Origin of the sequence: Candidatus Venteria ishoeyi (genome assembly GCF_030378065.1) — a bacterium.
In the GTDB taxonomy this organism is placed as follows: domain Bacteria; phylum Pseudomonadota; class Gammaproteobacteria; order Beggiatoales; family Beggiatoaceae; genus Venteria; species Venteria ishoeyi.
Genome location: NZ_JAUCGJ010000017.1, coordinates 73,098 through 84,002, shown reverse-complemented (window position 1 = coordinate 84,002; position 10,905 = coordinate 73,098). Strand labels below are relative to the sequence as shown.

Below are 10,905 nucleotides of genomic sequence, written 5' to 3'. Positions count from 1 at the left end.
ACCGACGTTATTTAACGAAACGCTCAGGTCGCGCAAGGCTTCGGGGATTTCGCCGATACGCGCAAGGATTTGGCGGCGAATGTCCAAACTTTCCTCAAAGGCGGCGCGGGCATCTTCCTCGCGCCCCTGGCGCTGTGCCGTTTTACCGACGTTATCCAGGGACACGCTCAGGTCGCGCAAGGCTTCGGGATTTTGCCGTGCCAGTTCCAGGCAGGCTGTGGCAACATCAGCCGCTTCCTGCAAATAGCGCTTGTTATAGAGGGCGTTAAATGCGGAAAAACCAGCATAGAGCCTGTCTTTTGAGGGCGGGGGCGCGGTTTTACTTAATTTCTGCCACCAGGATATGCGCTGCTGGCGCGATAAGCGTTCCCATTCATTAAGCAGTTGTTGCTCATGTTCGGATAAGGGGAATTTTCCCTGCGGCGTGTTGTTTGGCGCTGCGGGTTCAACGAGGGTTTGCAACCAGTTTTCCGTATCCAGGCAAAAGCTGCGTATTGCCCATAAGTCTGGAGCCAGCATCTTAATTTCCGCACGCTCGCTGGCAGGTAGAATTAATATCAGCGGACGCTGCTGGCATTGGCGCAGGGGTTCGCGCTGCTCGTTCAAGTGCGCCAGAAACTTGTGCCGCGCTTCACGCCAGTCTGTTTCTTCAGCACTGTCCAAACGGGATAAATCCAGCCAGATGGGGCTGTCTTTCAGTGCTTGTTCTCGCTGTCCTGGATGCAGCAGACGCGGAATAAAATCAGCCATGCGTCCCGGTTCTGCAACCTGCCATTCCTGCAAACGGGTGATGCGGGCGCGGTAAATTTGTGATAAACGTTCACGGAAAATCTCCAGCACTTGCGGGTGGGCGCTGAAAATAAAGCCCAGTAAAAAGCCTTCGCTCCATGCCAGATGGGTTTTTAAGCGCTGCCATTCGGCTTCACCGTGTATGTCCAGTCCCTGCATCAAATGTTACCCGGCGGCAGCATCATTCACGCCATGCCGCCGCACTTCTTCCAGCAGCAGGGGATGCACGTCGTACCAGTCCTCGCCGTTGAGATAGTTCATAATCAGGTTGTTGTCAAAAAACCGTTCCAGCACCGCCAGTTTATCAACGGATTCCAGTTCCACACCTTTGCTGTCATGCACTTTAGCCAGCCAGCGGGCATCATCAATGGCTATCGGCAGGTGCTCACGGCGCAGACGGTTTTTCACCTGTTCGACAATGGCATCGGTAACACCGTCTTCGGTGACGCTGGCAGCAATCAGGGCTTCGCGCAGAACACGGAAAAAATCGCGTAAATCACCGCCGGTGGCGCGGCTCAGTCGTTGCAGTTGATCGCGGTTGAAAAACTGACGCCAGTTCATATAGCGCCGGGTGATGATGTCTTCCAGCAGTTTCAGCCCGTCCTTATCGTCTTCACCATTTTTTTTGCGTACATGCACGTTGGGCCATGACACCACCGGCGCGCCGAATGCCTTGCCGATACCCGGCATCAGTGGCGGCAGAAAGGGAGGAATGGTGTATACCACATGCAGCAGGGGGAAACGCAGGCTGCCTGCCTGCCCGTAAAACAGTTCACGCACGCTGTCGTGAATAGCCTGGGCTTCATCGCTGATGCCGATGCCGCGAATCTGCTCCACGGAATCAACCAGCAGCACAACTTTTAAGTCCGGGTCTTGTTGTTTTTCACGCAGTTTTGTCACCAGATCCGTCACATATTCTCTGGCTTGCTGGGTGATGTTGCCATAATGACCGCGCAGGGCTTTTTGCAGGCTCTTTTTGAAGCCGGGATCGTTTTTCAGCCCCATGCCCAGGCTGACATTGTTGAGTTTGGCGCTGAATTCAAACTGGACTTCACTGTCCAGAAAATGGCTGAGGCGTTCCCAATAGCTTTCCGTGACATTATCCAGTTGGTATTTTTCCTGAATTTGCACGCTCAGCCCCGCCATCAGCGATAAGGTGAAATCACTAATTTCCACGGGTTTGGTGAACAGCATATAATTTGCCATGTCTATCAGCACCACAACGCAGCCCTGCGCTTCCAGCTTCCATTTTAAGCGCCGTAATTCCGTGCTTTTACCATTGCCGCGAAAGCCGGTGAGCAGGTTCACGCTGCTGCTATCGGCAAATAAAATATTTTGCGCCAGTGCCAGAATCGGATCTTTTTCCGGGGTACGTTGCAGGATTTTGACATAACGGCTGTCTTCGCTGGATTCATCCAGTAAGCGCAGTTCAGTGTCCAGGGCGCGGTAAAACTCCCGTGCGGGGTTGTTATCAGCCATCAGTATTGACGCTCGGTTTATTCTGGGTAAAAATCCTTATCCATCATTTGCTCAATGGCGTAAGGACATTGCTTTGGAAAATGCTGCTCAGGTAGGCCGGTTTCACTAACGGCTTTATTGAGCGCGGAAATATAGGCTTTTTTCAGGCTGTCCGCTAATGGGTGTTTCAGACTCGTAATTTTTGTTACTGTTTATTTTTGCCATGTGCGTTAAAAAGCCTGAAAAAGTTATTAGTGGTGGCTTTTGCCAGCGTTTCAAAGTCCTCGCCGCGCAAATCTGCTAAAAATTTTGCAACATGCAACACATAAGCCGGTTGATTGGGTTTGCCGCGATAGGGCGTGGGGGCCAGCCAGGGGGCATCGGTTTCAACCAGGATGCGATCTTGTGGCACTTGTTTGGCAACGGCTTGCAGGGCTTTCGCATTTTTGAAAGTGACAATGCCGGAAAATGAAATATAAAACCCCAAATCCATCGCCGCCTGCGCTGTATCCATATCTTCAACAAAACAGTGCATCACACCGCCGCAGGTTTGTGCGTTTTCTTCTTGTAAAATCCGTATCACATCCGCTGGCGCTTCACGACAATGAATAATCAATGGTTTGTTGCAGGCTTTGGCAGCGCGGATATGCACCCGGAAGCGTTCATGCTGCCAGTCCATATCCCCCTGATTGTAATGATAATCCAAACCGGTTTCACCAATGGCAATCACCTTGTCGTGTTGCGCAGCCTCAATTAAGGCTGATTCAGTGACAGGATTGGCTTCTTCGGTATTCGGGTGTACGCCTACGGATGCAAAAACATTTTCATAAGTCGTTGCAGTGGCTAATATATCCGGGAAACTGTCCATATCCACGGACACGTTTAAGATGGCATCAATGCCTTGTTTTTCTGCAAAGCTGACCAGTTGTTCAATATTCTGATCGCTAAGATTTAAATGACAGTGGGAGTCTATTAACATGGTTTTATTTTGAGCTTAAATTTAATCGTAATTTCAGTTGCGTGGAGACAAGCATGACAGTAAGCGTAAACAGCAAACTGTCAACTGTAAACGGCTTTCCTACATGGTATAAGTGGATTTACTGGAACGGCTCATTTTCACTAACATGGTTTCAATTTTACTGCGGGTATTGCCCTTATCCATTTCACCAAAATGTACGCCGATGCCGCAAGGACGTCCACCCTGTACGCCTTTGGGGTTAATCCACACCACTTTACCGGCAACGGGCAGCTTTTCTGTTTCATCCGGCAGGGTTAATAACATAAATACCTCACTGCCTAAACGGTATTTTTTTTCAGTTTCAACAAATAAACCCCCATTTTTAAGGAAAGGCAAATAAGAGAAATATAGTTTTTCAATGCTGTCAATGTGCAGGGTGAGCATACCCCGGCCCATCATGCCGCCTTTTTTCAGTGCCATTTATTGCTCCATTTCCAAACCCAACCAATTCCGGGGCTTCAAAAAGTTTTTATATAAGGAGTGAGGATAAAATAAATACAGAAACTGGGCGCAGGATTTTTATTCATTTTCAAGGCGTGAAAACAGGCGCATAGCAAGCTATGTAACTGTTTTCGGAACGCAGAAAATGGAGAAAAAGACCAGCCAGGTTGCTGAAGTTATAAAATTCTCATTCCTAAGTCTGCTTTGCGACTGCCCGGTTGTCATTGATATTGCCAACACACCGGCAGTGACATCAAAATTTATTAATACCGTTCATTCGGGGCAGGCTCCTTCCATCACTTCCACTTCACCATCCAGTTGGCTTTCATTAAAGGCATAAATACGACATTCTACGGGATTATCACCTTCCATATCTTCAAAAAACCAGGTTTCTGCAATATAGGTGTCATCATTATCCGAATAATCCGGGCTGCGGCCTTCATCTTCCAGCACTTTCACCCTGTCACCTTCAACTTCGGCAATCATATTTTCAAAATCATCCGCTTCCGCATAATTTTCATCACCATCATCTTCCGTTTTGGCTACAGTTTCAGAGACTTCAGCATCGGTTTTTTCAACCACTTCCATTTCCACATCTTCAGCATCGTCTATATCTTCGGCAATGGTTTCTTCTGCTGCTTCGACTTCGCTGACGGCTGTGTCGGTTGTTTCTTCAGCCGAGATTTTTTCTGCGGCTGTTTCTTCTGTGAGCGTTTCTTCCATATCTGTTGTTTCAATTGCTGGAGTCTCAGTTGCTACTGTGGCAGCTTCAGCTTCGGTCTCTGTTGATACGTCTTCTACCACTTTCTCCGCTGCTGTTGGTGTTTCAGTTGACGCTTGTTCTAACATAGGCTTAGGCACTGGAATATTGGTTAAAGGGGCAAGTGCAGTTTCTGCTTCAGCCTGCCCGGATACCGCGTCTACATCAGTTTCAGTGCTGGTTTCTTCCACTGCAAGCGCCTCTTCCGTCTCTGCGACCAAGTCAGATTCACTGGCTTCAACTTCATCATCACCTGCTTCTGTAGCGGCTTCTTCCGTGCCAATCTCTTCCGTGCCAATCTCTTCTGTGCTTTCCACGCTTTCCACGCTTTCCACGCTTTCCACGCTTTCCACGCTTTCCACGCTTTCCACGCTTTCCACGCTTTCCACGCTTTCCACGCTTTCCACGCTTTCCACGCTTTCCACGCTTTCCACGTCTTCCACGTCTTCCACATCTTCCGCATCTTCCTCTGCGGCTACAGGCTCTGGCTCGGGTACAATCGCTTTCGCCTGATAGATGGCAAACGCACTTTCACATTGATCCAGCCAGTCCTGCACGGATTGTTGTTGCTTATGAAAAGCGTAAACATGGGTTTCTATCGCGGGATAAATCGATAAGGCATTACGGGTTAATAAGCGATAAGCCTGATAATCCATATGTAATTTTTCAATGCTTTCATCACTGAGTTGTTCTGCCGGTTGTTGCTCAAAATAAGGCAGGCAGCGATTTTCCAGCGCCTGATGCACCGCGTGTAAACTCTGCTTCAATAACTGCTGCTGATGTTTTTCCCGTTTCTGCTGAATTTCTAATTGCCGTTGTTGCTCTTTTTCAAGTCGCTGTCTGGCTTGGTTTAAATGCTTTTCCAGATGTTTTTCACAATAGCTCAGCATTTTACCCATACTGCTACCGGCAAAATTGCTTTCTCCGTCATAAGCTTGCTTTGAATGGCGAATACCGGCATCTAATCTCAAGGCGTAATCACGGTATAAACGGTATTTTTTATAAGCACGCTGCATGACCCGCAAAGCCACTTTATTTTCCGGCAGGGGTGAATTCATGATGTTTTCACATTGCAACAGGGCCTGCTGCAACCTGTTGTGCGCAACACTCAGGTTTTCAGCCTGGGTGTTCAAGGAACACAACAACAGCCCTGTGAAAAGAAAATAAAAATTGGTTTTCATCGCGTTATTCCTGATAGATAAAACTAAACAGCATTATGAGCAGAATCTGAATGTGCCTGACACAGTATAAAGAGGAACGCAAACAGGTAAAAGTAAAAATTACTTTTTAAGCTATTTCGGGAATACTGATTACAGAGCATTCCCGGAACAATGCCAACAATAATCAGCGTGAGATGAAAACGGCTTACAGTGGCATAAGTACTGAATGACGCTTTCATTGAACACGATCCAGATGGTTAATCTGGCTAATCCAGGCGCTTATGGTCTTATTGCCGGGTTCTGTATGATCAATGCGCACCGGGAGATAACGCAAATCCGGTGCGCACCACATGGCGCTGTGGCGTTCAGGATTATCCGGGTTTATCCGGCTGAACTTCAGAGTTTTTAAGTTTCCCAGTTTGGTTTTTAAGGTTTCTTCGCCTTCATATTTCAAAGTGAAATATTTCACTTCATTTTTTTCCGCCAGTAAAAAACGAAAGTCTGCAATTTTTCCCTGCTGTAAATTCCGAATCAGCATCAGATAGGATAATAAAGGATCTAAAGTCCCCGGTTGTAATGCTAACAACCATTGTTCCTGATTTTTCTGACTGTGTGCCTGTTGCTTGTCCCAGTCAAAATCGATGCGCTGGCTACGTTGTTTTTTTTTGCCCTGATGCGCGTAACGGTATTGTAAGGGACGCATGGCATGATTATCCTGCCATTCCCACAGGCTGCTGATATTGATCACATCACTACGAATCCAGGAAGCAACGCCTGTGAGTTCCATCTCTGTTTTTAACAAAAAACGTTTTGGCCCCACTTGTTTTAAGCTGCGTCTGGCATTTGAAATATGCAAACCCATTAAGAACACTTCATAATCTGCGGAAAACAGCGGCAGGTCAAAACCTTCCGGTAATTCATCTGTTGCCGCTACAGACAACGCATAAAAAATACCAATACAGCATAAAAAGGTATTACGTAAAAGCTTCTTTTTTATAGGTTTTGTGGGCTTGAAATACGAAAAAACCACTTTTTCTTCGCGCTGATTTTCATTTGTGCCTTGCCGCCCCCTATTTTGTACAAAATATAGTAACTGCTTAATATTAGATAAATGAAAAAATTTCATGCGCAAAACACTCGCTGGTTGTCTGGAGTTTTGTTGTCTGGAATTTTTATTCCATCAAAAATCATGCAAAAATATACCCCACATTCCCATATAAAATCATTTAAACTATTGCAATAAATCTTCCAGCTTAACAATCACCTGTTTCAAGAGATCATAAGGATAATAAAAAGATGAAATCACCGATGAGATTACCGGGTCATGCTTTCTGTTTGATTTTATTTCTATTTTCTCCACTATTACCCGCCTATAATGGTGGTAGTACCCCCGGACAAATGCCTGATCCCACACCAGGGCAAATTGGTTTTGCCAGCGGTAACATTCAGGTATCAGAAAATATTGGAGAAATCACTTTAGCAGTTAATCGCACGGCAGGTAGTTCTGGCGCGGTTGCTGCTGACTATAACACGCTTGATGTCAGCGCGCAGGCGGGTGAAGCTTATACCAGTACGCAAGGCACTTTAAGTTGGGCAGACACTGAGAGTGGCATTAAATTTATCACTGTGCCGATTATCGATAACAGCACAGTAGAAACCCAGGAACGCAGTTTTCAAGTGCTGCTGAGCAATCTCACAGGCGGTGCCAGCGGCGGTCAAAATAGCGTGACTGTGACAATTACTAATGATGATATGCGTAACCCTGATGACCTGCTTAAGGCAGCGCGCAATCCAACCCAGGTGGCGATTGCCGAGAATATTCTTGATGTTGTGTCTAACGGTGATGCCAGCCCGGAACTACTCAATACCTTTTATGACTTGATGGATAACGTCCACGACCATACCGATCAGGTATCCAATGCCCTGCAAAATATCGCCCCGGAAGAATATCTGGCGCAAGGACAACTTGCCATTGACGGCTTATCCGTGCAGCAACGCAATGTGGCTTCACGTTTAACGGCGCTGCGCCGTGGTGTCAGTTGCGTGGATATCAGCGGTTTAAGAGTGAAACAAAATAATGAAATTCTGCTGGCAAACGAATTATTCAGTCCCAAAAAATATTGTAATGACAGCACGGTAGACAACAAACGCTGGTCAATTTATGCCACCGGTGATGTGGTGGCAGGAGACAGTGATACCAGCGAACGTGAAACCGGTTTCAAATTTGATACCACAGGGCTGACCCTGGGTGGTGATTACCGGCTGTCTGATTATGCGGTTGTCGGTGCGGCACTGGGGTATCAACATATCAAAACCGATTTCCACGAACAGGCCGGACGTTTCAGCACCGATGGTTACAGCCTGTCTATTTATGGCAGCCTGTATGAAACTAACAAGTTTTTTATGGATGCCATCGCCGGTTTCGGGCGCAACAGCTTTGATAATGAACGTTATATCCGTTACCAATTAGACGGTAGCAATACCCTGGTCAACCAAATTGCCAGTTCAAGCAATGACAGCAATCAATACTGGGCCAGCATTGGCGTTGGTGGACATATTCCGCTGGCAAAAAACTTCTTGTTAACCCCCAGCATGTATCTGGATTACCTGAAAACCAGCATCAAGGACATCAGCGAATCGTTATCCGGCAGCGAGGATGGCGCAGCGCTGGGCATGAATATCGATGGTTATGACGTGGAGTCTACCCGTATGCGCCTGGGCTGGCGTTTAAGTTATCTTACCCAGATTGGACAAACCAGTTTCGTGCCTTTCTTCGGTATCCAGGGTGTTTATGATCTCAAAGGTGATCGCAGTGTATTACAGGGTTATTTCCAGCAGGATGCCGCGCAAAAACGTTTCAGCATCACCGGGGATAAACGCGATGTGATGTATGGCATCATTAATTTTGGCTTTAGCGGTGAATACAAACGCATGACGGTATTTGCCAGTTACGAGAAACTGTTTGAAAAAACCGGCTTGGAATATGATGCGATGAGCATTGGATTGCGCAGCGAGTTTTAAAAGGACAATATATGACAGACGCAACAGCACAGCTTTTAGACGGCAAGGCCATTGCCGCAGAACTACGCCAGCAAATTAAAACCCAGGTCGAGCAACGCCTGGCAGACGGCTTATCCGCGCCAGGGCTTGCCGTGATTTTAGTCGGTGAAAATGCCGCTTCTCAGGTTTATGTGCGCAATAAACGTAAATCCTGTGATGAAGTGGGTTTTGTATCCAAATCCATCGATTTACCCATAGACACCAGCCAGGACGCTTTGCTGGAACAAATTGATCGGCTCAATGCCGACCCGGAAATCCACGGTATATTGGTGCAATTGCCACTGCCGGATCATATAGATGCCGATATCGTGATCGAGCACATTCATCCAGATAAAGACGTGGATGGTTTCCATCCCTATAATATCGGCAAATTAACCCTGCGTATGCCACGCCTGCAACCCTGCACGCCCAAAGGGGTGATGACTATGCTGGCAAAAACCGGGCAGGAACTGGCGGGGCTGGATGCGGTGATTATTGGTCAATCCAATATTGTCGGGCGGCCTATGGCTTTGGAATTATTGATGGCGCGTTGCACCATCACCGTGTGCCACAGCAAAACCAAAGATCTGGAAGCCAAGGTGCGCAATGCCGATATTGTGGTGGCAGCCGTGGGCGTGCCGGAATTTGTACCGGGTGCATGGATTAAACCAGGCGCTATTGTGGTTGATGTTGGCATTAACCGTCTGGACAGCGGCAAATTAGTCGGTGATGTTGAGTTTGCCGGTGCGGCTAAAAATGCCGCCTGGATTACGCCAGTGCCGGGCGGTGTGGGGCCGATGACGGTTGCCACCTTGCTGGAAAATACCCTGCTGGCGGCGAAATTGGCGACAGATTCAGGGACATAACTGGCGCTGCGAGGGATAACACCCCTGCGCAGGGGTGTTATCCCTAAAAAACTTAGATTCAAAGGAAACAGGATGCTAAATCCACAGTATTTGACCAGCACTGATGCTGGTTTCTGGGCACAATTAAAAAAACTGCTGGCCTGGGATGCGCAAGCGGAAGATGAAATTTTAAATACCGTGCGGGATATGTTACGCGCAGTCTCAAAATCTGGCGATGCAGCGGTATTGGAATATACCAACCGCTTTGATCGGCGCGATGTGCAAGACATAGCAGAACTTGAGATTCCTCCGGCGCGTTTACAGCAGGCACTGGATAATTTGCCAGCAGAACAACGCCAGGCACTGGAATTGTCTGCTCAGCGGGTACGCGCTTATCACCAGCATCAAAAACAGGAATCCTGGCGTTATACAGAAGCTGATGGCACGGTATTGGGCCAACAAATCACGCCACTGGACAAGGTAGGTTTGTATGTACCCGGTGGTAAAGCAGCTTATCCGTCTTCAGTATTGATGAATGCGATTCCTGCCAAGGTGGCCGGGGTGGCAGAAATTATCATGGTGGTGCCAGCACCGGATAGCCATCTCAACGAACTGGTATTGGCAGCGGCAGCGATTGCCGAGGTAGACAAGGTATTTACTATTGGTGGTGCACAGGCCGTGGCAGCACTGGCCTATGGCACGGAAACAGTTCCCCAGGTGGATAAAATCGTGGGGCCGGGTAATATTTTTGTGGCAACCGCAAAAAGCATGGTGTTTGGCACAGTGGGTATCGACATGATTGCCGGCCCCTCTGAAATTCTGGTGATTTGCGATGGCAAAACCGATCCCGACTGGATTGCGATGGATTTATTTTCCCAGGCCGAACACGATGAACTGGCACAATCGATACTTATCAGCCCTGATGCTGCATTTTTGGAACAGGTTAAAACCAGCATGAACCGCTTGCTGGAGAACATGCCGCGCGCGGAGATTATCAAAACGGCGATTAATGATCGCGGCGCTTTGATTCATGTGAAAGACTGGGATGAAGCGGCTGAGGTTTGTAATCACATTGCCCCGGAACATCTGGAACTATCCATTGCCGACCCGGAAGCCTTGCTGCCAAAAATCCGTCATGCCGGTGCGATTTTCATGGGGCGTTATACGGCTGAAGCGTTGGGGGATTATTGCGCAGGCCCCAATCATGTTCTGCCCACCTCGCGCAGCGCGCGTTTTTCTTCGCCTTTAGGCGTGTATGATTTTCAAAAACGTAGCTCCTTGATTTATTGCTCGGCAGATGGCGCATCGGAACTCGGAAAAACTGCCTCGGTACTGGCGCATGGCGAAGGTCTCACGGCCCACGCGCGCAGTGCTGAATACCGCATCAAGGAATAA

General features: G+C 47.9%; 10 protein-coding genes. 3 read left to right on the top strand and 7 right to left on the bottom strand.

Annotated elements, in window-relative coordinates; genetic code table 11:
• From QUF61_RS07770 to QUF61_RS07745, 7 genes are all read right to left on the bottom strand, one after another.
• The coding region (locus tag QUF61_RS07770) for a tetratricopeptide repeat protein (RefSeq protein ID WP_289681242.1) at positions 1-948 on the bottom strand (948 nt) is incomplete at its 3' end.
• A 6-nt stretch (positions 949-954) separates the two neighbouring features.
• Positions 955-2,268, bottom strand: coding sequence for a hypothetical protein (locus QUF61_RS07765; protein ID WP_289681241.1), 1,314 nt, complete (start codon positions 2,266-2,268; stop codon positions 955-957).
• 17 nt (positions 2,269-2,285) lie between these two features.
• Complete coding sequence (locus QUF61_RS18190; protein ID WP_407080051.1) at positions 2,286-2,438, bottom strand: DUF29 family protein; 153 nt, start codon at positions 2,436-2,438, stop codon at positions 2,286-2,288.
• Between the two features lie 14 nt (positions 2,439-2,452).
• Positions 2,453-3,226 carry a TatD family hydrolase gene (locus tag QUF61_RS07760; protein WP_289681240.1) on the bottom strand — a complete coding sequence of 258 codons (774 nt, stop codon included), beginning with the start codon at positions 3,224-3,226 and terminating at the stop codon, positions 2,453-2,455.
• A gap of 99 nt (positions 3,227-3,325) precedes the next feature.
• Complete coding sequence (locus QUF61_RS07755) at positions 3,326-3,685, bottom strand: PilZ domain-containing protein (RefSeq protein ID WP_103920616.1); 360 nt, start codon at positions 3,683-3,685, stop codon at positions 3,326-3,328.
• Positions 3,686-3,979: 294 nt separating this feature from the next.
• The gene (locus QUF61_RS07750) at positions 3,980-5,647 is read right to left on the bottom strand and encodes a hypothetical protein (protein WP_289681239.1); all 1,668 of its coding nucleotides are present in this window, start codon (positions 5,645-5,647) and stop codon (positions 3,980-3,982) included.
• A gap of 214 nt (positions 5,648-5,861) precedes the next feature.
• Positions 5,862-6,752 carry a DUF3108 domain-containing protein gene (locus QUF61_RS07745; protein WP_289681238.1) on the bottom strand — a complete coding sequence of 297 codons (891 nt, stop codon included), beginning with the start codon at positions 6,750-6,752 and terminating at the stop codon, positions 5,862-5,864.
• A gap of 170 nt (positions 6,753-6,922) precedes the next feature.
• On the opposite strand from QUF61_RS07745, the gene QUF61_RS07740 reads away from it, so the two are divergent.
• The 3 genes from QUF61_RS07740 to hisD all read left to right on the top strand — a co-directional run bounded on the left by QUF61_RS07740 (position 6,923) and on the right by hisD (position 10,905).
• Positions 6,923-8,647, top strand: a complete 1,725-nt coding sequence (locus QUF61_RS07740; RefSeq protein WP_103920620.1) for an autotransporter family protein — start codon at positions 6,923-6,925, stop codon at positions 8,645-8,647.
• A gap of 11 nt (positions 8,648-8,658) precedes the next feature.
• Positions 8,659-9,531: a bifunctional methylenetetrahydrofolate dehydrogenase/methenyltetrahydrofolate cyclohydrolase FolD gene (gene folD / locus QUF61_RS07735; protein WP_289681237.1), complete on the top strand. Its 873-nt coding sequence runs from the start codon at positions 8,659-8,661 to the stop codon at positions 9,529-9,531.
• Between the two features lie 72 nt (positions 9,532-9,603).
• A complete protein-coding gene (gene hisD, locus QUF61_RS07730) occupies positions 9,604-10,905 on the top strand; it encodes a histidinol dehydrogenase (protein WP_289681236.1) in 1,302 nt (433 codons plus the stop codon).

Excerpts from the sequence above, each read along its gene's own strand:
- QUF61_RS07765 (WP_289681241.1), bottom strand. The coding sequence starts at position 2,268 with ATGGCTGATAACAACCCCGCACGGGAGTTTTACCGCGCCCTGGACACT.
- QUF61_RS07740 (WP_103920620.1), top strand. The coding sequence starts at position 6,923 with ATGAAATCACCGATGAGATTACCGGGTCATGCTTTCTGTTTGATTTTA.
- QUF61_RS07745 (WP_289681238.1), bottom strand. The coding sequence starts at position 6,752 with ATGAAATTTTTTCATTTATCTAATATTAAGCAGTTACTATATTTTGTA.
- hisD (WP_289681236.1), top strand. The coding sequence starts at position 9,604 with ATGCTAAATCCACAGTATTTGACCAGCACTGATGCTGGTTTCTGGGCA.
- folD (WP_289681237.1), top strand. The coding sequence starts at position 8,659 with ATGACAGACGCAACAGCACAGCTTTTAGACGGCAAGGCCATTGCCGCA.
- QUF61_RS07755 (WP_103920616.1), bottom strand. The coding sequence starts at position 3,685 with ATGGCACTGAAAAAAGGCGGCATGATGGGCCGGGGTATGCTCACCCTG.
- QUF61_RS07760 (WP_289681240.1), bottom strand. The coding sequence starts at position 3,226 with ATGTTAATAGACTCCCACTGTCATTTAAATCTTAGCGATCAGAATATT.
- QUF61_RS07750 (WP_289681239.1), bottom strand. The coding sequence starts at position 5,647 with ATGAAAACCAATTTTTATTTTCTTTTCACAGGGCTGTTGTTGTGTTCC.